The 21893-nt window shown below is 72.2% G+C and carries 14 protein-coding genes and 2 pseudogenes; 11 read left to right on the plus strand and 5 right to left on the minus strand.

The annotated features are described in order from the left end of the window. Window positions 1-9: 9 nt before the first annotated feature. Window positions 10-1308, minus strand: a complete 1299-nt coding sequence (locus tag AB0B85_RS17695) for a DUF58 domain-containing protein (RefSeq protein ID WP_357408443.1) — start codon at window positions 1306-1308, stop codon at window positions 10-12. Between the two features lies 1 nt (window position 1309). Continuing rightward, window positions 1310-2362 (minus strand): MoxR family ATPase, encoded by a 1053-nt coding sequence (locus AB0B85_RS17700; protein WP_357408445.1) that lies wholly within the window; start codon window positions 2360-2362, stop codon window positions 1310-1312. 401 nt (window positions 2363-2763) lie between these two features. On the opposite strand from AB0B85_RS17700, the gene leuS reads away from it, so the two are divergent. Beyond that, on the plus strand, window positions 2764-5604 hold the full coding sequence (gene leuS / locus AB0B85_RS17705; RefSeq protein ID WP_357408447.1) for a leucine--tRNA ligase: 2841 nt from the start codon (window positions 2764-2766) through the stop codon (window positions 5602-5604). 212 nt (window positions 5605-5816) lie between these two features. Here leuS and AB0B85_RS17710 read toward each other — a convergent pair whose 3' ends face one another. The 3 genes from AB0B85_RS17710 to AB0B85_RS17720 are packed head-to-tail and all read right to left on the minus strand — an operon-like array spanning window position 5817 to window position 8453. Next, on the minus strand, window positions 5817-6500 hold the full coding sequence (locus AB0B85_RS17710; protein WP_357408449.1) for a VTT domain-containing protein: 684 nt from the start codon (window positions 6498-6500) through the stop codon (window positions 5817-5819). Continuing rightward, the gene (locus AB0B85_RS17715; RefSeq protein WP_357408451.1) at window positions 6497-7216 is read right to left on the minus strand and encodes a glutamine amidotransferase; all 720 of its coding nucleotides are present in this window, start codon (window positions 7214-7216) and stop codon (window positions 6497-6499) included. The genes AB0B85_RS17710 and AB0B85_RS17715 overlap by 4 nt, the downstream gene beginning before the upstream one ends. Further along, window positions 7206-8453, minus strand: a complete 1248-nt coding sequence (locus tag AB0B85_RS17720; protein WP_357408575.1) for a MurT ligase domain-containing protein — start codon at window positions 8451-8453, stop codon at window positions 7206-7208. The genes AB0B85_RS17715 and AB0B85_RS17720 overlap by 11 nt, the downstream gene beginning before the upstream one ends. Before the next feature lie 355 nt (window positions 8454-8808). On the opposite strand from AB0B85_RS17720, the gene mraZ reads away from it, so the two are divergent. The 10 genes and pseudogenes from mraZ to murC form a co-directional block, all read left to right on the plus strand. Continuing rightward, complete coding sequence (mraZ, locus tag AB0B85_RS17725; protein WP_357408453.1) at window positions 8809-9240, plus strand: division/cell wall cluster transcriptional repressor MraZ; 432 nt, start codon at window positions 8809-8811, stop codon at window positions 9238-9240. A 206-nt stretch (window positions 9241-9446) separates the two neighbouring features. Then, a pseudogene (gene rsmH, locus AB0B85_RS17730) lies at window positions 9447-10553 on the plus strand (16S rRNA (cytosine(1402)-N(4))-methyltransferase RsmH); the annotation flags it as partial. Then, window positions 10548-11153: a hypothetical protein gene (locus AB0B85_RS17735; RefSeq protein ID WP_357408577.1), complete on the plus strand. Its 606-nt coding sequence runs from the start codon at window positions 10548-10550 to the stop codon at window positions 11151-11153. The pseudogene rsmH and the gene AB0B85_RS17735, both read left to right, overlap by 6 nt. A gap of 3 nt (window positions 11154-11156) precedes the next feature. After that, entirely contained in the window at window positions 11157-13364 is a 2208-nt protein-coding gene (locus tag AB0B85_RS17740) for a penicillin-binding protein 2 (protein WP_357408455.1), read from the plus strand. 91 nt (window positions 13365-13455) lie between these two features. Beyond that, the gene (locus tag AB0B85_RS17745; RefSeq protein ID WP_357408457.1) at window positions 13456-14979 is read left to right on the plus strand and encodes a UDP-N-acetylmuramoyl-L-alanyl-D-glutamate--2,6-diaminopimelate ligase; all 1524 of its coding nucleotides are present in this window, start codon (window positions 13456-13458) and stop codon (window positions 14977-14979) included. Continuing rightward, a complete protein-coding gene (gene murF, locus AB0B85_RS17750; RefSeq protein WP_357408459.1) occupies window positions 14976-16373 on the plus strand; it encodes a UDP-N-acetylmuramoyl-tripeptide--D-alanyl-D-alanine ligase in 1398 nt (465 codons plus the stop codon). The genes AB0B85_RS17745 and murF overlap by 4 nt, the downstream gene beginning before the upstream one ends. Then, entirely contained in the window at window positions 16370-17494 is a 1125-nt protein-coding gene (gene mraY / locus AB0B85_RS17755) for a phospho-N-acetylmuramoyl-pentapeptide-transferase (RefSeq protein WP_357408461.1), read from the plus strand. Before murF ends, mraY begins: the two co-directional genes overlap by 4 nt. Window positions 17495-17933: 439 nt before the next feature. Then, the gene (locus tag AB0B85_RS17760; RefSeq protein WP_357408579.1) at window positions 17934-19376 is read left to right on the plus strand and encodes a putative peptidoglycan glycosyltransferase FtsW; all 1443 of its coding nucleotides are present in this window, start codon (window positions 17934-17936) and stop codon (window positions 19374-19376) included. Beyond that, a complete protein-coding gene (murG, locus tag AB0B85_RS17765; protein ID WP_357408463.1) occupies window positions 19376-20482 on the plus strand; it encodes an undecaprenyldiphospho-muramoylpentapeptide beta-N-acetylglucosaminyltransferase in 1107 nt (368 codons plus the stop codon). The genes AB0B85_RS17760 and murG overlap by 1 nt, the downstream gene beginning before the upstream one ends. Continuing rightward, window positions 20479-21882, plus strand: a pseudogene (gene murC / locus AB0B85_RS17770) (UDP-N-acetylmuramate--L-alanine ligase); the annotation flags it as partial. The gene murG and the pseudogene murC, both read left to right, overlap by 4 nt. Window positions 21883-21893 lie beyond the last annotated feature (11 nt).

Below are 21893 nucleotides of genomic sequence, written 5' to 3' on the forward strand. Positions count from 1 at the left end.
CCCTTCCGTTCATCGCACGCCGCCGGCGACCGTCTCCGCCAGCGCGGCACGCAGGGCGAAACCCTGCGAGCCCCGGCCGGCCTGCGGCCACAGCGTCGGCAGTCGGGCACCGTGGTCGACGCCGACGACGCGCCAACCGCTCTGCACCATCGCGAGGACGGCGGCTGCGTGCGCGTGCTCCGCCTCCGCCCGGGCCTTTTCCGGCAGGCTGAGCCAGGTGGAGCTGTTCAGCAGGAAGCCGATGCAGGTGGCGCCGTTGCCCCGCAGCCCGGCCAACAGCTCGGCCTCGGCCACGCTCACCGTGCCGAACAGCCCGATGATCAACCCGCCGTCGGCGCGCTGGCGGACCCGCTGCACGAGCCCTGTCACCTCGGCCCGCTGATCCAGGCGCACCTCCGCGAGGTGGTCGAGCAGCACCCCGTCACCACCGGCCTCCGAGGCGTCCACATCGGCGCCCGAGCCGGTGACCAGGCGCAGCTTGTAGCCGGCCTGGCGGAGGTGAACGGCGACGCTCGCGGCGGCGGAGACGGCCCACTCGAAACTCGCCGTCGGCCCCTCGCCGCGGTGGCCGTACGCCCGGGTGTCCAGGACGACGGTGGCCCGGCTCTCCCACGGCTGTTCCTCGCGGCGCACCATCAGCTCGCCGGTGCGCGCCGTGGACTTCCAGTGCACCCGGCGCAGGTCGTCACCGCGCCGGTACTCCCGGGTCGCCGCGTCGTCCTCGCCGTGCACCGCCACCGACCGGGCCCGGCTGTCGCCGCTGCCCGCGTACTCCCCGGGGAGCCGGACCGACGGCAGGGGGGCGACCTGCGGGATGACCGTCAGGTGGTCGGTGCTGGGGAAGGACCGGGTGAGCTCGCAGAGGCCGAACGGGTCGGTTATCCGGACCACGAGCGGGCCCACGTCGTATCGGCCCCGCACATCGGCCCGCACTGTGTACGCCACGGAAGTCGCCTGGTGCGCGCCGAGCCGCTCCAGCACCACCCGAGGCCGGCTGCCCAGCGCGTAGGGCAACCGGTCCTCCAACAGGAGGGTGCCGGTTGGCAGCCGGGAGAGGTTCTGGAGCCGCAGCACCACCCGGGAGTTGGCGCCGACCGGCACCCGGTGCGGGTCCAGGGACCGGTTGCAGGCCAGTTTGTACCGGCTGCGCCCGACGTACGCCGCGGCCAGCAACGGCAGAATGGCCAGCAGCACCGCCACCCGGAGCAGATCCCGCTCGCCGAGGATGCCGGACGAGATCGCCGCCGCGACGGCGGCGGCGAGGAAGGAGCGCCCGCGGGTGGTCAGCCCGCGCAGCCCGGCACGCACGTCATGGCCTCCGCGGCTCGTAGGGCGCGCGGCCGTTGCCGGTAGCGGGCCGGGTGTCGTACGGGTTGCGCTGCCGGTCGTGCGGCAGCGGCAGGCGGTGCACCAGCTCGGAGACGATCGCGTCGGTGGTGCGCCGGGCGAGCTGCGCGTCGGCGGTCGGGATGATCCGGTGGGCGAGCACCGGCACCGCCAGGGCCTGCAGGTCGTCGGGGAGGACGTAGTCGCGGCCCTCCAGGGCGGCGACCGCCCGGGCGGTGCGCAGCAGCTGCAGGGTGGCTCGGGGGGAGGCGCCGAGCCGCAGGTCGGGGGCCTCGCGGGTGGCGGTGACCAGGTCGATCGCGTACTGCTTGACGGCGTCCGCGACGTGCACCTGCCGGACGGTGGCGATGAGCTGCCGGACGATCGCCGCGTCGGAGACCGCGCGCAGCTCGTTCAGCGGATCGGTGGCACCGTGGCCGTCGAGCATGGCCAGCTCGGCGTTCGAGTCCGGGTAACCCATCGCGATGCGGGCGGTGAACCGGTCGCGCTGCGCCTCGGGCAGCGGGTAGGTCCCCTCCATCTCGATCGGGTTCTGGGTGGCGATGACCATGAACGGGGTCTGGAGCTGGTACGTCACACCGTCGACGGTGACCTGCCGCTCCTCCATGCACTCCAACAGCGCCGACTGGGTCTTCGGCGAGGCCCGGTTGATCTCGTCGCCGACCACCAGGTTGGCGAAGACGGCACCCGGGCGGAACTCGAAGTCGTGCGTCTCCTGGTTGTAGACGCTGACCCCGGTGACGTCGCTGGGCAGCAGGTCCGGAGTGAACTGGATCCGTCGTACCGTGCAGTCGATGGACCGCGCGAGGGCCTTGGCCAGCTTGGTCTTGCCGACGCCTGGAACATCTTCGATAAGGAGGTGACCCTCGGCGAGCAACACGGCCAGGGCGAGCCGCACGGTGGCGGTCTTACCCTCGATGACCTGCTCGATGTTGGCCACGATGGCCTCGCTGGCGGCGCGGAACTCGTCGTGCGGCAATAGACCGCCCACCTCGTCCCAGGTCTGTTGTGTCACGGGCCTCCTCCTCGTCGCCGTCACGGCAGCTCTCTAGAGAGCACCTGGACCCGCCGTTGGGTTCGCGACGCCGAGCCTCGTTTGCCGCAGGATTCTCACTAGCCTCTCAGGCTAACCATGTTTGTCGTTATCGCCGACCCCCGCAGGTAGTCCGTCGGTTACGCCCCGAATTCGCCGCCTCGGGGGACCCGGCCCGACGCACCCCGGTGGACAGCAGGCCGAACCGGCGGCGAGGTACACTGCGGGACATGGCCGGAGTCTTCCTGCTTCTTACCGGGCCGTGCTGATGCGCTGAACGCGCGACAGCACGGCGGCCCCTCCTGTGCGAGGGGCATTTTTGTGCCCGCCGCCGGCCCGGCCCGGCGATGCCGAGACGAAGCGAAGCGAAGCGAGGAGAGACGATGAGTGAGGCAGCCGCACCGGCGGGCGACATTCCCCCGTTCCGGTACACCGCGGCCCTGGCCGACGAGATCGAGATCCGTTGGCAGGACACCTGGGCGCGCGAGGGCACCTTCCACGCACCGAACCCGACCGGCCCGCTGGCCGACCCGACCCACCCCCGCGCCGGCGCGGAGAAGCTGTACGTGCTGGACATGTTCCCGTACCCGTCCGGCGCCGGCCTGCACGTCGGCCACCCGCTGGGGTACATCGGCACCGACTGCTACGCCCGCTACCAGCGGATGGCCGGGCGCAACGTGCTGCACGCGATGGGCTTCGACGCCTTCGGCCTGCCCGCCGAGCAGTACGCGGTGCAGACCGGCACCCATCCCCGCACCACCACTGTGGCGAACATCGAGCGGTACAAGGCGCAGCTGCGCCGGCTGGGCCTGGCGCACGACGAGCGCCGCTCGGTGGCCACCATCGACACCGACTTCTACCGCTGGACCCAGTGGATCTTCCTGCAGATCTTCAACTCCTGGTACGACCGGGACGCCGGCCGGGCCCGCCCGATCGCCGAGCTGATCGCCGAGTTCGAGGGCGGTAACCGACCCACCCCGGACGGCCGGGCCTGGGCCGAGCTGAGCGTCGCCGAGCGCCGTCAGGTCGTCGACGACCACCGGCTGGCGTACGTCTCGCAGGCCCCGGTGAACTGGTGCCCAGGGCTGGGCACCGTGCTGGCCAACGAGGAGGTCACCGCCGACGGCCGCTCCGAGCGGGGCAACTTCCCGGTCTTCAAGCGCAACCTGAAGCAGTGGATGATGCGGATCACCGCGTACGGCGACCGGCTGCTGGACGACCTGGACAGCCTGGACTGGCCCGAGGCGATCAAGCTGATGCAGCGCAACTGGATCGGCCGATCCACCGGGGCGCACATCGACTTCGCCACCGCTGGCGAGCCGATCCGGGTGTTCACCACCCGTCCGGACACCGTCTTCGGCGCGACCTACATGGTGCTGGCCCCCGAGCACGAACTGGTCGACGCGCTGGCGCCGACCGCCTGGCCGGACGGGACGAGGGACGCCTGGACCGGCGGGCACGCCGGCCCCCGGGAGGCCGTCGAGGCGTACCGTAAGGCCGCCGCCGCCAAGACCGACGTCGAACGGCAGGCCGACGCCAAGGAGAAGACCGGCGTCTTCATCGGCGCGTACGCCACCAACCCGGTCACCGGCGGGCAGATCCCGATCTTCATCGCCGACTACGTGCTGGCCGGCTACGGCACCGGCGCGATCATGGCGGTCCCCGCCCAGGACGAGCGGGACTGGGCGTTCGCCGAGGTCTTCGAGCTGCCCATCGTGCGTACCGTGCAGCCGTCGGAGGGCTTCGCCGGCAAGGCGTACACCGGGGACGGTCCGGCGATCAACAGCGCCGCGCCCGAGCGCGGCCTGGACCTGAACGGCCTGGGGGTCGCCGACGCCAAGGCGGCGATCATCGCCTGGCTGGAGGCCAACGGGCACGGCACCGGCGCGGTCACCTACCGGCTGCGCGACTGGCTGTTCTCCCGGCAGCGTTACTGGGGCGAGCCGTTCCCCATCGTCTACGACGAGGCCGGCGCGGCCATCGCCCTGCCGGAGGAGATGCTGCCGGTCGAGCTGCCCGAGGTGGACGACTTCTCCCCGAAGACGTTCGCCGCCGACGACGCCGACAGCAACCCGGAGACGCCGCTGTCGCGGCGACGGGACTGGGTCGAGGTCGAACTGGACCTGGGCGACGGGCCGAAGCGCTACACCCGCGAGACCAACGTGATGCCGCAGTGGGCCGGCTCCTGCTGGTACGAGATGCGCTACCTGGACCCGACCAACAGCGAGCGGTTCGTCGACGCCGAGAACGAGCGCTACTGGATGGGCCCGCGCGCCGACGGCGACTGCGGCGGCACCGACCTGTACGTCGGCGGGGCCGAGCACGCCGTGCTGCACCTGCTGTACGCGCGCTTCTGGCACAAGGTGCTGTTCGACCTGGGCCACGTGTCGTCGTTCGAGCCGTTCCGCAAGCTGTTCAACCAGGGCATGATCCAGGCGTACGCGTACACCGACTCGCGCGGCAGCTACGTGCAGGCCGAGGACGTGGTCGAGCGCGACGGCGCGTACTACCTGGAAGACCTGGTGGTCAACCGCGAGTACGGCAAGATGGGCAAGTCGCTGAAGAACGTGGTGACCCCCGACGACATGTGCGCCGCGTACGGCGCTGACACCTTCCGGGTGTACGAGATGTCGATGGGGCCGCTGGAGGTGTCCCGCCCCTGGGAGACGCGGGCGGTGGTGGGGTCGTACCGGTTCCTGCAGCGGGTCTGGCGGGCCGTCGTCGACGAGGAGACCGGCGCGCTGCGGATCACCGAGGACCCGGCCGACGAGGCGACCCGCCGGCTGCTGCACAAGGTGATCGACGGCGTCCGCGGCGACATGGACGGCATCCGGTTCAACACCGCGATCGCCAAGCTGATCCAGCTGACAAACGGTCTGACCGGCCTGTCGGCCACGCCGCGTGAGGTGGCCGAGCCGCTGGTGCTGATGGTGGCGCCGTTCGCCCCGCACCTGGCCGAGGAGTTGTGGCGCAAGCTGGGCCACGACACGTCGCTGACGTACGCGGACTTCCCGACCGCCGACCCGGCGTTGCTGGTGGCCGACACGGTGACGTACCCGGTGCAGGTGAACGGAAAGGTCCGTGGCCGCATCGAGGTGCCCGCCGACGCCGCCGAGGAGACCGTCCGCGCGGCGGCCCTGGACGCGGTGGCCGCCACCCTGGCCGGCAAGGAACCCCGCAAGGTCATCGTGGTCAAGGGCCGAATGGTCTCCGTAGTCGCCTAACCCCCGTCCGCCCCGCCCCGCCCCCCCCCCCCCCCCCCCCCCCCCCCCCCCTTGTCCGGTCGATCATGGAGTTGTGGTGCCCGAGTTGTCCCGGGCCAGGGGATTCGTCCCCACCACGACTCCATGATCGGCGCGACCGGGCGCGACCGGGCGCGACCGGGCGCGACCGGGCGCGACCGGGCGCGACCGGGGCGGGGCGGGGCGGGGCTTGGTCAGGCCGGGAGCCGGCGGCGGCGTCGTTCGCCGCGCCACCACCTGTGGACGAGAACGAGGCTGGCGATCAGGCCGAGGCTGGACGGGGCGGCGGCGTACCAGTTGATGTGGCCGGGTGAGCTGACGGCCGCGCCGATCGCGGCGTAACCGAACGCGGTCGGCGCGGAGGCGATCACGCTGCCCACCAGGAACGGCAGCACCCGCGCGGCGGTCGTGCCGTAGCCGTAGCTGACCAGCCCGAAGCCGGCGATCGGCAGCAGCCGGACGGTGACCACACCGATCACGCTCTGCCGGGCGAACCAGCCGTCGAGGCGGGCCAGGCGACCACGGACCCGTTCGGCGACGAACTCCCGGCCGAGCAGTCGGCCGACAGTGAACCCGATCGCCGCGGCCACCAGCGCGGCGCCGAGGGCGTACGCGGCGCCCTCCAGCGGGCCGAAGATCGCGCCCGCGGCGAGCGTGATGAAGGTGCGGGGGACCAGGGCCACCAGCAGCAGCGCCCCACCGAGGATGGCCGCCACCGGGGCGAGGGCACCCAGCCGGTCGGCCAGCAGCGGTAGCTGCTCCGGGTCGGGTCGGGGCACCAGGAACAGCAGCAGCCCGCAGCTGCCGATCAGCAGCACGAGCAGGGCGAACCGAGCGGCCGACGGCTGCCGGAGCAGCCGTCGGACGGCACGGATCATGCCCGGGCGGCGGCCACTGCGGAGCGGCGCTCGTTGCGGAGCCGGTCCGACCAGGTGTCGTCCAACGGCGGGAGCTGGTGTGCCCCGGTGGCCCAGCGCAGCAGCAGGTCGGCCAGGGCGGGGTTGCGGGCCAGCGCCGGCCCGTGCGAGTAGGTGCCCAGCAGCTTGCCGCGCCACGCGCCCTCGGTGGTGCCGTTGTTGCCCACCCCGGCGGTGACCCGGGCCAGCGGGGAGACCTCCGGACCGAGGTGGGTCCGGCCGCCGTGGTTCTCGAAACCGGTAAGTGGCGGCAGGCCCAGCCGGGCGTCGATCTCCCCGGCCAGCTCGCCCACGGCCCGGCTCTCGCCCCGGTCGGACTGCAGGTCGAGCAGCTCCAGCCCGCGGCACTGCACGCCCTTGGCGAAGAACGAGGTGCCGAGCAGTTGGTAGCCGGCACAGACACCGAACACCACCGAGCCCTGCGCGACGGCCCGGTGCAGGCCGCCGTCGGCGAGCAGCCGCTGGGCGCCGAGCGCCTGCGGGCCGTCCTCGCCGCCGCCGACCAGGTAGATGTCGGCGGTCGCGGGCAGCCGTTCGTCGGAGCGGACCTCCAACACCTCGACCGGCATGCCGCGCTGCCGGGCCCGGCGGGCGAGGATCAGGGCATTGCCCCGGTCGCCGTACGTGGACAGCAGGTCGGGGTAGATCCAGACGATGCGCAGACTCTCAGATGACACGGTCCAACTCCGCTCGGATGTCCTGGAACGCGGTGTAGTTCGCGATGACCTCCAGCCGCCCGGGCGGGACCGACCGGAGCGCGTCGTCGAACGTGCGGACGTGCTGGAACGGCACGTCGTTGACGTCCAGCCGAACCGCCAGGTCGTATGCCCGGTCACCGGTGATCAACACCTGCCGGCCACGGAGTGGGGCGAAGTCGACGTCGTAGAGCCAGGAGGTGTCGAGGCCGTCGGGGTCGCGCGCGTTGATGGCGAGCAGGGTCGGGGCGTCGTCGGCCATGTCGAACGCCTCCAGCCAGCTGGCTGGATTCTTGGCCAGCAGCAGCCGGATGTTGCGTCCGTCCTTGTCGACCTGCGCGTAGCGGCCGGCCACCGAGGTGACGATGCCGAGGCGGGACACCGCGTCGACCGGGCGGACGCCGAACTCGGCGGCCACCGCCAGCGCGGTCGCCGCGTTGCCGAGGTTGACCTTGCCGGGCAGTTGGAGGGAGACCTTGTGCCAGGCCCCGGTGGGGTCGAGCACGCCTTCGTCCTCGACGACCCAGTTCGGCTCCGGTCGGCGTAGCGGACAGCCGGTGCACCACCACTGCTCGCCGGAGCGCTGGATGGTGGATCCACACTCCGGGCAGACCCAGGAGTCGTCGTGCCAGCGCTGGCCGGCACTGAACCAGGTCACGTGCGGCGGGTTGATGCCCCGGGCGGGGTCGCCCGGAGGGGTGGCCGCCCAGACCACGAGCGGGTCGTCGGCGTTGGCCACCACCCGCACGTTCGTGTGCCGGACCAGCGCCGCCCGCCAGAGCTGCGCCATCATGGCGACCTCCTTGGCGCGGTCGAGCTGGTCGCGGGAGAGGTTGAGCAGCGCGACCACGTGCGGCTCGGTCGCCTCCAGCACCTGGGCGAGGTAGTGCTCGTCCACCTCCAGCACCGCGTACGGGGTGCTGCCGGCCTTGGCCAGTGCCGAGGTGTGCCCGCTGGGCATGTTGGCGCCGAACGAGTTGGTGGCGACCCGACCGAGCACACCGACCGCGGCGGAGGTCAACCGCGTGGTGGTGGTCTTGCCGTTGGTGCCGGAGACGAGCGCGATCGCACGCCCGGCCGACAGGTGGGCCAGCAGGTCCGGGTCGATCTTCAGGCCGATCCACCCGCCGATCACCGAACCGTCGCCACGGCCGGCCGCCCGGGAGAGGGCCGCGGCGGTCCGTGACACGGAGCTGGCCACCTTGGCCCGTAGGGGCATTTTCGCGTCCGTCACGCGAGCGAGGTTACCGGACCGCCCGCCCCGCCAGATCGCCGCCGACTGTGAACCGTTCGGCCGTGGCGGCGGCGCGGGTGGCCGGAAGGGCCTCCACCGGACGGAGTCGATCTATGTCGGAAAGCGGACCACGCCGGCCGGAGACCGCGGCCCTCCACTCCGCTCCACCCCTCGTGACGTGCGGTTTTGCCGCCGGATCGGACACGCCACGCGGGCGAATCTGGTTGCGGGTGGAGGGAAGTGGAGTAGAGTGGGGACCAATGGTGAGGCCGGGAGGGCTCACCGGCCCGGGGGGTCAGCGGCGCCGCGAACGCCGTTCAGGGGCAAGGGGGTAGGGCCGGTGTTTCTCGGCACCCACACTCCACGCCTTGACGAAAAGGGCCGGTTGATCCTTCCGGCCAAGTTTCGGGATGAGCTGGCGGGGGGTGTCGTGGTCACCAAAGGGCAGGAGCGCTGTCTCTACGTCTTCCCGACCCCTGAGTTCCAGCGGATCGCGGATCAGTTGCGCGCACAGCCGATGACGCACAAGGCGGCGCGGGCCTACAGCCGGGTCTTCTTCGCCAGCGCGCATGACGAGGTTCCGGACAAGCAGGGCCGGGTAACCATCCCGGCCCACCTGCGGGCGTACGCCGCTCTGGACCGCGACCTGGTGGTGATCGGCGCGAGCACCCGGGTGGAGATCTGGGACAAGGCCGCGTGGGAGACCTACCTTGCCGACAGCGAGGACGACTTCGCCGACATCTCGGAGGGGGTGCTGCCCGGCGGTCTGTAGGGCGGAACGGCGCCCCGACGTACTGCGAGATCTCCAGCCGCTTTCGAGTTCCTGGCACCCCTTCCCCGGTGCCAGGCGCACGATCCAGTCATCGGGCGACGGTCCGGTGTCCGGCGGGAGCGGATGGGGATCTGGCGGTACGACGGCAGCGCCGTCCGACGACAGGCGCACGAGGAGAACGGACGTTTCAACCAGTGGGGGTCAACATGGGGGAGTTGCGCGGCACGCACGTGCCGGTGCTGCTTGAGCGGTGTCTTGAGCTGCTGGCCCCCGCGCTGGGTCGAGGCGGCCGGACGGTCCACGTCGATGCGACGCTCGGCCTGGCCGGGCACGCGGAGGCGGTGCTCGAGGCGCACCCGGAGACGGTCCTGATCGGGCTCGACCGGGACACCGAGGCGCTGGCTCACGCGCGGGTCCGGCTGGCCCGGTTCGCCGATCGGGTGCATCTGGAACACGCCGTCTACGACGAGTTGCCCGAGGTGTTGGACCGGCTGGGCTATCCGGGCATCGACGGCATCCTGTTCGACCTGGGTGTGTCGTCGTTGCAGTTGGACGCGCCCGACCGCGGGTTCGCGTACGCCCAGGACGCGCCGCTGGACATGCGGATGGACCAGACCCGCGGGGTGACCGCCGAAGAGGTGGTCAACACGTACGCCCATCCGGATCTGGCCCGGGTGCTGCGGGTGTACGGCGAGGAGAAGTTCGCCGGCCGGATCGCCTCGGCGATCATCCGGGAGCGGGAACGCGCCCGGATCACCTCGTCCGCGCGGCTGGCGGAGCTGGTCCGGGAATCGATCCCGGCACCGGCGCGACGAACGGGCGGACACCCGGCAAAGAGAACGTTTCAGGCTTTACGGATCGAGGTAAACAGAGAGCTGGCAGCGCTGGAGACAGCGTTGCCATCCGCGCTCGACGCACTGACCGTGGGCGGCCGCATGGTGGTCCTGTCCTACCACTCGTTGGAGGACCGGCTCACCAAGGCGGCGCTCGCGGATCGGGTCCGCAGTAAGGGCCCGATCGACCTCCCGGTCGAGCTGCCCGGGTCGGGTCCGACGTTCCGGCTGCTCAGCCGGGGCGCCGAGCTACCCGGGGAGGCGGAGGTCGCCGCGAACCCGCGGGCCGCCTCGGTGCGGCTGCGGGCCGCGGAGCGACTCGACCCGAACGCGACAGAGCAAGGGCGGACCGACCGCGAACGGTCTCGCCGACGGGTGAAGGGAATGCACCAACCGGGCCCGGGGTCCGCCTGATCCGTGGGGGGTCAGGGGCACCGGGACGGCAGACGGACGGACGTTGAGGGGGAGGGACATATGAACATTGACAAGCGCGGCCGCCGGGACGTCACCGGCGGCGGGCAGCGCACACCGCGGTCGGGGGGCCGGACCGCGGCGGAGCGGGCTCCGCGCCTCGGAAACGGTACGCCACGCATCGATCGAGTGAACCGGCAGGGGGATACTCGCGCCCGGGGGGCGCGCGAGTTCCCGACCCAGGGCGCCGCCGCGCTGCGGCCGGTCGAGAAGGCCGTCGGCGCCACCAGCGCCCGCGGGCCACGGCTGCGGGTGGCGCCGCCGCCGCCGATCTCGGTGCCCCGTGCGCCGTTCGCGGCGCTGATCGTGGTGCTGGTGGTCGGTGGGGTGCTCGGCATCCTGGCGGTCAACACCAAGATCAATGAGAACGCGATCCGGTTTGAGCGGTTGCAGCAGCAGCAGGCCCGACTGGACCTGGAGAAGCAGCAGTTGGACAAGCAGATCGCCGAGTACGAGGCGCCGGGCAACCTGACCGCCGAGGCGCGGCGGTTGGGCCTGGTGGACGCCGGCGAGCCGGGCTACATCCGGCTGCCGGACGGCAAGAGCATCGGCGTGCCGCAGCCGGCCACCGGCGAGCCGTCGGTGACCAGCCAGGGTGCGGGAGGCTGACCGGTGCCACGAAGGTCGGACGAGCCGCGCCGGGACCCCACGGGGTCCCGGCGCGGTTCTTCGCGTGATGCCAACCCCACCGACTCCGAGCCGCGTACCGGCGAGGCCGGCATCGGGGGCATCTCCGGTGCCCGCGCGTACACGCCACGGGGCCGGACCGTCCGCGACGAGCGTGGCACACCGCCGCGTGGGGTGGGCGCCGAGCAACGGCGTACCCCGCGCAGCACCCGTTCCGGCGACCCGTTCCGGCCGGCGTTGCAGGTGCTCGACGGTGGCCGGGCCGCCGCCCGGGCCGGTCGGCGCGACGCCCCGGCCGCCGGTCGCGGAGGCGTGGTGCGCACCGTCGCGCCGCGTACTCCCGGTGGGCCGGGCCTCGACGAGCCGCCGTCGCGCCGACGGACCACACCCCGCGCACCACGCCGCGGCGACCGCCCGGCGGCCCGCCGTCCGTCCCGCAAGCCACCGCGCCCGCCGAAGCTTGCCGACTCGCGGCTGCGGCTGCGGTTGGGTACCGCCCTCGCCCTGACGTTGTTCGTGACCATCGGGATCCGGCTGATCTTCCTCCAGGCGGTCGACGCCCCGGCGTACGCCGACGGCGGCGTCGCCGACCGCACCCGCACCGTCGAACTGCCCGCACCGCGGGGCGCGATCTACGACACCACCGGTGCCCCGCTGGCACGTAGCGTCGAGGCCCGGTACGTGTCCGCCGACCCCACCGAGGTCGAGGACCAGGCCGGCACCGCCAAGGCGCTCTCGCCGCTGCTGGCCATTCCGGCGTCGAAGCTCACCGAGCTGCTCAAGCCCCGCAAACTGGAGAACGGCAACGACTCCCGGTTCGTGTACCTGGCCCGGGGGGTGGAGATCTCGACCGCCAAGCAGGTGCAGGCACTGGAGCTGCCGGGCATCGGGGTGCACCGCGACGAGCGACGCGAGGTGCCCGGAGGTGACCTGGCCGCCAACCTGATCGGCTTCACCAGCCAGGACATGGTCGGGTTGGAAGGGCTGGAGGCCCGCTACAACGACGTGCTCGCGGGCCAGGACGGCAAGCGGAGGTACGAGGCCGGCCGCCGTGATCTCGACGCGGCTATCCCGGGCGGCTACAGCCTGACCACGCCCGCCAAGCCGGGCAGCTCGCTTGCCCTCACCATCGATCGCGACCTGCAGTTCCGGACGCAGCAGATCCTCAGCGCGGGCATGGAAAAGGTGCAGGGCGGCACCGCCGCGGCCGTGATCATCGAGATTCCCTCCGGGGCGGTCCTGGCCCAGGCCAGCAATCCCACCTACAGCGCGGCGAAGCCGCTGCCGAGCGACCCGGTCGCCCGGGAGGACGCGGCCACCAGCTTCGTCGTCGATCCCGGCTCGGTGCACAAGGCGATCACCTACGGCGCGGCGCTACAGGAGGGGGTGATCACCCCGGACACCACGCTGCCCATCGCGAACAGCATCAAGATGGGTGACACCTGGTTCTCCGACACGCACCCGGCCAACGGGAAACGGATGAGCATCCCCGGGATGCTCGCCTACTCGTCGAACGTCGGCACGATCACGATCGCCGAGAAGCTCGGCCGGGACCGGTTGATCGACTACCAGAAGCGGTTCGGGCTGGGCAAGCCCACCGGCGAGGGGATGCCGGGGGAGGCCAGCGGGCGACTGCTGCCAGCCGACGAGTGGAGCGAGTCGTCGTACGGGTCGGTGCCGATCGGGCACAGCGTCGACGCCACGCCGTTGCAGATGGCCGCCGCGTACGCCGCCATCGCCAACAACGGCACGTACGTGCAGCCGCACCTCATCAAGGAGGTGATCAGCCCGGACGGCAAGCGCACCCCCGCGCCGGCCCCGGTCACCCGGTCGGTGCTCAGCCCGCAGAACGCGGTGGCCCTGCGCACCATGCTGGAGGCGGTCACCACCGTCGACCACGCCACCGGCGTCACCGCCGCGGTCCCCGGCTACCGGGTCGCCGGCAAGACCGGCACCGGTTCGCGGCTGGTCAACGGCAAGATAGAGCCCGACACGGTGTCCTCCTTCATCGGCATGGCCCCCGCCGAGAACCCCCGCTACGTGATCGCGGTCTTCGTGTACTCGCCCCGCGGTGGGGGAGCGGCGATCGCCAACCCGGCGTTCCGCGACATGATGCAGTTCACCCTGCGTCACTATCGGGTGCCGCCGTCCACAGGTGGTTCCGCGCCCAAGTTCACTGTCTATCCGCGCTGAGCAGCGATGGCGGGACATCATCGGTGAGTGCCGACGAACCACCGGGGCGGCTGTACGGCCGGAACCGGACGACCGGGTAGGGTCTGACGCCGTGCCCGGCAATCCACGTCCACGTACCGTGACCGGAGTCCGGCTCGGTGATCTCGCCGTCCGGCTCGCCGTCGACCTCCCGGCGGAGGCCGCCACGGTGACCGTCACCGGGGCCACCCACGCCAGCCAGGAGGTTCGCCCCGGCGACCTGTACGCGGCGCTGCCCGGTGCCCGTCGGCACGGCGCGGAGTTCGCCGCCGCCGCTGCCGAGGCCGGCGCGGTGGCCCTGTTGACCGACCCGGCCGGTGCCGAGCTGGCGGCGGCGAGCGGCCTGCCCGCTCTCGTGGTGCCCGATCCCCGCGCGGTCGTCGGCGAGCTGGCCTCGGCGATCTACGGCGATCCGACCGCCGCGCTCACCGTGATCGGCGTGACCGGCACCGCAGGCAAGACCTCCACCGCGTACCTGGTCGAGTCGGGGCTGCGGGCCGCCGGCCACACCACCGGGCTGATCGGCACCGTGGAGACCCGGCTCGGTGACCTGGTGATCGACAGCGTGCGCACCACCCCCGAGGCGACCGACCTGCACGCCATGCTGGCCACCGCCCGCGAGCGTGGGGTCACCGCAGTGGTCATGGAGGTCTCCAGCCACGCGCTGGCCATGGGCCGGGTGGGCGGTGTCCGGTTCGCCGTCGGGGGATACACCAACTTCGGCTCCGACCACCTCGACTTCCACGCCGACACCGACGACTACTTCGCCGCGAAGGCGCAGCTCTTCGACGGGCGCTGCGCTGTCGAGGTGCTCAACCACGACGACCCGGCGTTGCAGCCGCTGTACAAGCCGACAACCGTCACCTACTCGGCGGCCGGGGACCGGGGCGCGACCTGGTGGGCCGACGGCGTGGACGGCGAGGGGTACGCCCAGCGCTTCACCGCGCACGGCCCGGACGGGGTGGTCCTGCCCGCCGGGGTGGCGCTGCCCGGCCGGCACAACGTGGCGAACGCGCTGCTGGCCATCGCCGCGCTGGTGGGCGCCGGGGTGGACCCGGCGACCGCGGCGACCGGGGTGGCCGCCTGCGGTGGCGTGCCGGGCCGGCTGGAGCTGGTCGACGTCGCCGCGCCGGTGCGCGGGGTGGTCGACTACGCGCACAAGTCGGACGCGATAGTGGCCGCGCTGGCCGCGCTGCGTGAGCTGAGTGCCGGCCGGTTGATCTGTGTGATCGGCGCCGGTGGGGACCGGGACCGCGGCAAGCGGCCGGTGATGGGCGCGGCCGCCGCCGAGGGAGCCGACGTGGTGCTGGTGACCGACGACAACCCGCGTACCGAGGACCCGGCGGAGATCCGTGCCGAGGTGCTCGCCGGGGCGTACCGGGCCGGCACTGCCGCCCGGATCATCGAGGTGTCCGGAAGGCGTGCCGCGATCGACGAGGCGGTTCGGCTGGCCGAGCCGGGCGACGTGATCGCGCTGCTCGGCAAGGGGCACGAGCGGGGCCAGGAGGTGGCGGGGCAGATGTTTCCGTTCGACGACAGCGTCGAGCTGGCCGACGCGTTGCGGGCCCGCTTCGGGGACCTGGCGGGTCGGCGATGATCGCGCTGAGCCTGGCCGAGGTGGCCGCGGCCGTCGACGGGCGGCTGGTGGGTGCCGACCCGGCCGCCACCGTCACCGGTTCGGTGGAGTTCGACTCGCGCAAGGTGGGGCCCGGTTCGCTCTTCGTGGCCTTCCCGGGTGAGAAGGTCGACGGGCACGACTACGCGGCGACGGCGATCCAGGCCGGGGCGGTGGCGGTGCTCGGCAGCCGCGAGGTGCCCGGGGTGCCGATGGTGCTTGTCGACGACGCGCTGACCGCGATGGGCCGGCTGGCCCGCGCCGCGGTGGACCGGCTGCCCGGGTTGACAGTGATCGGCGTGACCGGTTCGTCCGGCAAGACCACCACGAAGGACCTGATCGGTCAGCTCACCACCCGGCTCGGGGCCACTGTGGCGCCGCCCGGATCGTTCAACAACGAGCTGGGGCACCCGTACACCGCGCTGCGGGCCGGGCCGGACACCCGTTACCTGGTGATGGAGAAGGGCGCGCGCGGCATCGGGCACGTCCGTTACCTGTGCGAGCTGGTGCCGCCGCGGATCTCCGTGGTGCTCAACGTCGGTACGTCGCACATCGGCGAGTTCGGCTCCCAGGACAACATCGCAGTGGCAAAGGGCGAGCTGGTCGAGGCGCTGCCGCCGGACGGGCTGGCCGTGCTGAACGCCGACGACCCGCGGGTGGCCGCGATGGCGGGTCGGACCCGGGCCCGGGTGGTCCGCTACGGCGAGGCGCCGGAGGCGGACGTACGCGCCGAGGACGTCGCGCTCGACGAGCGCGGGCACCCGTCGTACACCCTGGTCACGCCGGAGGGACGTGCGCCGGTGCGGCTCGGGCTGGCCGGCCGGCATCAGGTCGGCAACACCCTCGCCGCGGCGGCGGTGGCCCGGGAACTGGGCATGCCGCTGACGGAGCTGGCAACGGCGCTCGGCGAGTTGCGGCTGGTCTCGACCCGCCGGATGGACGTGTTCGACCGCCCCGACGGGGTGACGGTGATCGACGACTCGTACAACGCCAACCCGGCCTCGATGGCGGTGGCGGTGCGGGCGCTGGCCAGCATCGGCCAGGGGCGGCGTACCGTCGCGGTGCTTGGTTACATGGCCGAGCTGGGTCCGTTCGAGTACGACGGCCACGCCGAGGTCGGCCGACTCGCGGCCGAGCTGGGTGTCGACCGGCTGCTCGTGGTGGGCGAGCCGGCCGCGCCGATCCACGAAGGCGCAACAGCGGTAGTGAACTGGGGAGGAGAGTCGGTGCTGCTCACCGATCAGGCGGCGGCCGTCGAGGTGCTGCGGGGCGAGTTACGGCCGGGCGACGTCGTCCTGGTCAAGGGCTCCCGGTACCGGACCTGGGAGGTGGCCGACGCGCTGCGCGCCGACGCCGGCGGGGAGTCCACCCGATGAGGGCGGTCATCGTCGCCATCGGGGTGGCCTTCATCGTGTCGCTGTTCTGCACCCCCCTCGCGATCAAGGTGTTCACCCGGCTCAAGGCCGGTCAGCCGATCCGCACCGACGGCCCGGCCATGCACCAGGGCAAGAAGGGCACGCCCACAATGGGTGGCGTGGTCTTCATCCTGGCCACGGTGATCGCGTACGTGGCCGGGCACCTGGCCCTGACCACCCTGCCGGACCAGCAGATCGCGCAGGTGGAGCCGACCATCACCGCGCTGGTGCTGCTGGGGCTGATGGTCTTCTCCGGCGCTGTGGGTTTCCTCGACGACTTCCTCAAGGTGCGCAAGCGCAACAGTGCCGGTCTGAACAAGCGCGGCAAGCTGCTCGGGCAGATCCTGGTCGGTGCGGTCTTCGGGGTGATCGCGCTGTGGTTCCCGAGCACGATGACCGACGCGACGGGTAGGGCGACGAACACCGAGACGGTGGGCAGCACCACGCTGAGCTTCATCCGGGACATCGACTTCCTGGAGGTCAGCAAGGTCGGCGCGGTGATCATCTTCATCTTCGTGGTGATGGCCGCGACGAATGGCGTCAACCTCACCGACGGCCTGGACGGTCTGGCCACCGGCGCGTCGGTGATGGTGCTCGCCGCGTACGCGCTTATCGCGTTCTGGCAGTACCGGCACTGGTGCGCCGACCCGAGCTACAAGCAGCCGTACTGCTACGAGGTGCGCGACCCGTTGGAGATCGCGCTGATAGCCGGGGCGGCGGCCGGGGCCTGTGTGGGCTTCCTCTGGTGGAACACGTCCCCGGCGCGGATCTTCATGGGCGACACCGGGGCGTTGGGGCTGGGCGGCCTGATCGCCGGCATGGCGATGTCCACCCGCACCATCCTGCTGCTGCCGATCATCGGCGGGCTCTTCGTGATCATCACGATGTCCGTGGTGATCCAGATCATCTCCTTCAAGACCACGGGTAAACGGGTGTTCCGGATGTCGCCGCTGCAGCACCACTTCGAGCTGGCCGGCTGGAGTGAGGTCAACATCGTGGTGCGCTTCTGGATCATCGCCGGCATCGGCGTGGCCATCGCCCTGGGCCTGTTCTACAGCGAGTTCCTCGCCAACATGACCTGACCAGCCCCGACTCCCGTTGGCGGCTGACCCAGGATCCGCGCAACGTCGGCGACGTCGCCGCCTCGACGAGTTTCCGAGGCGGCCACCTCCTCGACCTTGCGCGGATCCTGCGGTTCGACACGCCGGGAGATTCGTTGTGGGCTCGCCGGGCGGGGCTAGCGGTGATGATGTCGGGGTGGGGGAGGAACCAGGCACCGACGACAGGGACGACCGACCGACCGGCCGGCCTCGGCGGTCAGCGGGCTCGGCGGGCACCGTGCCGTCGCGCCGCGCGGACGACCGGCGCGGCCCGAAACCCGACGCGACGGCGCGGGAGCCGACGCCGGGCGCCAAGCAGCCGGGCGCGACAGCGCGCGGTAAGGCGTCCGGCGTGACGCCGGACGACGCCCACGTTCCGGAACCGGGTGCGGCGCCACGCGCGGCGCAACCAGCACCGTCAGTGCCGCTACTCGGGCTGGACGCGGCCGGCGGGCTCGCCGCGCTGCGCGGCCTGCTGGACCGGCCGCTGGCCTCCTACTATCTGCTGTTGTCGAGCGCCGGCCTGCTGCTGTTGATCGGGCTGACCATGGTCTTCTCGGCGACAAGCGTGAAGGACTACGCCGAGGACGGCAACGCCTCGGCGTCGGTGACCAAACAGGCGATCTTCGCGGTGATCGGCATCGGGGTGTTCTGGGCCTGCCAGCGGCTGCCCGCCAGCACCTACCGGTCGCTGGGCCGGCCGCTGCTGTTCACCGCTATCGCGCTGCTGCTGGTGCTCAACCTGCTGCTCGCGTACGCGCGCCTGACCCACCAGGACTCCGCCCGGATCGGCCCGATCGAGGCGCGGCTGCTCTGGCTGTTCATCGGCGGCATCCAGGTGCAACCGTCCGAGCTGGCCAAGATCGCGCTGGTGCTGTGGGGCGCGCACGTGGTGGCCCGCAAGGGCGCCGCGCTGGGCTGGTGGCGGGAGTTGGCCACCCCGCTCTTCCCGGTGATGGGCCTGCTCTTCGTCCTGGTCGGCTACAACGACACGGGCACCATGCTCTGCCTGCTGGCCCTGGTGGTGGGCCTGCTCTGGGCCGCCGGGGTGCGGATGCGGGTCTTCGGCGCCCTGACCGTGGTCGGTCTGCTCGGCGTCGGCCTGCTCATCGCGGTGGCCTCGCTCGGCGCCGGTTCCGGCGAGAAGGGCGCGGACAACTACCGGCTGGCGCGACTGACGCTCTTTCTCAACCCACCGCCGCCGGACGAGTGCGGCGACCCGTGTTACCAGTTCTATCAGGGCCGGCTGGCCATCGAGCACGGCGGCTGGTTCGGTGTCGGGCTGGGCAAGGGCAGCCTGAAGTGGGACTGGCTGCCCGAGGCGCACAACGACTTCATCTTCGCGATCATCGCGGAGGAGTTGGGCGTGATCGGGTGTGTGGTCATCCTCAGCCTGTTCGCCGTCCTCGCGTACACCGGGTTGCGGATCGCCCGGCGGGTCGACGATCCGTTCCGCCGGCTCGCCGCCGCCGCCGTGACCACCTGGCTGGTCAGCCAGGCTGTGATCAACATCGGTGGGGTGGTCGGGCTGCTGCCGATCACCGGCCTGCCGCTGCCGTTCATCTCCGACGGCGGAAGTGCCCTGGTCGTGACGTTGGCCGGCATCGGCATGCTGGCCTCCTTCGCCCGCGCCGAACCCGATGCGGCCAGAGCACTGCATGCCCGTCCGCCGGCCCGGTGGGTCCGACTACTCTGGGCCCCGTTGCCGCCGCTTCCCGGCCGGCGTCGCCGACCGGCGACGCCGCCGGCGGCCCGAGGGCCCGTGCCCCGGTCCCGCGAGCGGCGCCATGACGACCAGGCCGCGCCGCGCGGGGTCCGCCAGGACCGCAGCCGCGGTGGTGCGGCGAGCGAGAGGAGACGCTGATGGGTCCGCTGCGTTCGGTGGTGCTCGCGGGAGGTGGCACCGGGGGGCACGTCTACCCGCTGCTCGCCTTCGCCGACTGCCTGCGCCGACACGACCCGGGCGTCCGGATCACCTGCCTCGGCACACCGCGGGGCATGGAGAACGACCTGATTCCGCCGCACGGCTACGAGCTGCGGCAGATCCCGGCGTACCAACTGCCCCGGTCGGTGAACATGAACCTGGTCCGCACCCCGGGCCGGATGTGGACCGCGGCCCGCGCCGCGGGCAAGGTGATCGACGAGGTGCAGGCCGACGTGGTCGTCGGCTTCGGCGGGTACGTCTCGGTGCCGGCCTACCTCGCCGCCTGGCGCCGGGAGTTGCCCATGGTGATCCACGAGGTGAACGTGCCGCCGGGCGTGGCCAACCGGCTGGGCATGAAGTTCACAAAGAACATCGCGGTCGGCTTCCCGCACCAGCCGAGCCAGGCCGAGTCGCTGCGCGACGCCACAATCGTCGGGGTGCCGCTGCGGCGCACCATCGCGGGCCTGGACCGGTACGCGCTGCGCAACGCCGCCCGCGCCCACTTCGGGCTCCGCCCGGACCTGCCGGTGCTCTTCGTCTCCGGTGGCTCGTCGGGCGCCCGCTCGATCAACCTGGCGGTCTCCGGGGCGGCCAAGGAGTTGGCCCGCAACGGTGTGCAGGTGTTGCACGTGATGGGCGCCCGTAACGAGCCGGTGCCGATCCCCACCGACCTGCCGGTGCCGTACGTGACGCTGCCCTACCTGTCCGAGATGGAGCTGGGTTACGCCGCCGCCGACCTGATGCTGGCCCGGGGCGGGGCGATGACAGTGGCCGAGGTGGCCGCGATCGGGCTGCCCACGATCTACGTGCCGTACCCGCACAGCAACCAGGAGCAGCGGCGCAACGCGCTGCCCGTGGTGGAGGCCGGCGGTGGGCTGATTGTCGACGACGCGGAACTCACCCCGGACTGGTTGGAGCGCACCGTCATTCCGCTCATCCGCGACCCGCAGCGGACGGCAGCGATGGGTGCCGCCGCGTCGGCGTACGGGCGGCGCGACGGTGACGAGGCGCTGCGTTCCTTCGTCATCGCGGCGGTGGCCCGATGACCGCGCAGTTCACCCCGGCCGGCACGCTCACGGCGGAGGACCTGGGCGCGGTCCACCTGATCGGCGTGGGCGGGGTGGGCATGCTCGGTGTGGCCCGGCTGCTGCTCACCCGGGGCATCCGGGTCTCCGGCAGCGACCTGCGGGAGTGGCCCTCGCTGGAGGGGCTGCGGGCGCTCGGCGGCACCATCCACCTCAGCCACCAGGCCAGCAACCTCGACGGGGTGGACACCGTCGTCTACTCGTCGGCCATCCCACAGGACCACCTGGAGCTGGTCGAGGCGCGTCGGCGGGGCCTGCGGGTGCTGCACCGCTCGGAGGCCCTGGCCGCGGCGATGACCGGCCGTCGGGCGGTGGCGGTGGCCGGCACGCACGGCAAGACCACCACCACCTCGATGGTGACGATGGTGCTCCAGCAGGCCGGCGTGGATCCGTCCTTCGTGATCGGTGGGGAGATCTCCGAGGTCGGCTCGGGCGCCCACCACGGCACCGGCGAGCACTTCGTGGTCGAGGCGGACGAGAGTGACCGCTCGTTCCTCATCTACCGCCCGTACGTCTCGATCATCACCAACGTCGAGGCCGACCACCTGAACACCTACGGCGACTACGCGACGCTGGAGGCGGCGTTCGTGGAGTTCGCCCGCCTCACCGACCCTGACGGGTTCATCATCACCTGCGCCGACGACCCGGGCGGTCGGCGGCTGGCCGAGAGCCTGCGCGCCGAGGGGCGGCGGGTGTTCACCTACGGCGAGGCCGCCGACGCCGACCTGCGACTCACCGAGATCGTCTCCTCCTCGCGTGGGGTGCGCTACCTGGCCGCTGTCGACGGCCGGTCGCTCGGCGAGTTCCGGCTGCCGGTGCCGGGGCGGCACATGGGGCTGAACAGCGCCGCCGCGGTGCTCACCGCGTACCTGCTGGAACTGCCACTGGAAGCGGCGGAGGCCGCGCTCGCGGTCTTTCCCGGGGTGCGCCGGCGCTTCGAGCGCAAGGGTGTCGCGGACGGCGTGCTCGTCTACGACGAGTACGCCTACCACCCGACCTCGATGACGCTCGCCATGCAGACGCTGCGCGAGGTGGCCGGGGACGGGCGGTTGATCGTCGTCTTCCAGCCGTACCGGCTGTATCGCACCCGCGACAACCAGGCGGAGATCGCCGCCGCGCTGGCCCTCGCCGACGAGGTGGTGCTGCTTGAGGTCTTCGGGCCGGGTGAGTTGCGGCAGCCCGGCGAGGGTTCGGCGGCGCTGATCGCTGCGGTGCAGCTGCCCGCCGACCGTAAGGTCTTCGTGGAGTCGTGGGAGCAGGCGCCGGTCGAGGTGGCCCGTCGCGCCCGCTCGGGGGACGTGGTGGTCACCATGGGCGCCCCGCCGATCTCGCTGATGGGCGACGAGTTGCTGGCGGCGCTCGGTGCGCGCAC

The organism is Micromonospora sp. NPDC049044 (assembly GCF_040649215.1).
Classification (GTDB): domain Bacteria; phylum Actinomycetota; class Actinomycetes; order Mycobacteriales; family Micromonosporaceae; genus Micromonospora.

Excerpts from the sequence above, each read along its gene's own strand:
- AB0B85_RS17735 (WP_357408577.1), top strand. The coding sequence starts at position 10,548 with ATGAACATTGACAAGCGCGGCCGCCGGGACGTCACCGGCGGCGGGCAG.
- murF (WP_357408459.1), top strand. The coding sequence starts at position 14,976 with ATGATCGCGCTGAGCCTGGCCGAGGTGGCCGCGGCCGTCGACGGGCGG.
- leuS (WP_357408447.1), top strand. The coding sequence starts at position 2,764 with ATGAGTGAGGCAGCCGCACCGGCGGGCGACATTCCCCCGTTCCGGTAC.
- AB0B85_RS17710 (WP_357408449.1), bottom strand. The coding sequence starts at position 6,500 with ATGATCCGTGCCGTCCGACGGCTGCTCCGGCAGCCGTCGGCCGCTCGG.
- AB0B85_RS17720 (WP_357408575.1), bottom strand. The coding sequence starts at position 8,453 with ATGCCCCTACGGGCCAAGGTGGCCAGCTCCGTGTCACGGACCGCCGCG.
- mraY (WP_357408461.1), top strand. The coding sequence starts at position 16,370 with ATGAGGGCGGTCATCGTCGCCATCGGGGTGGCCTTCATCGTGTCGCTG.
- murG (WP_357408463.1), top strand. The coding sequence starts at position 19,376 with ATGGGTCCGCTGCGTTCGGTGGTGCTCGCGGGAGGTGGCACCGGGGGG.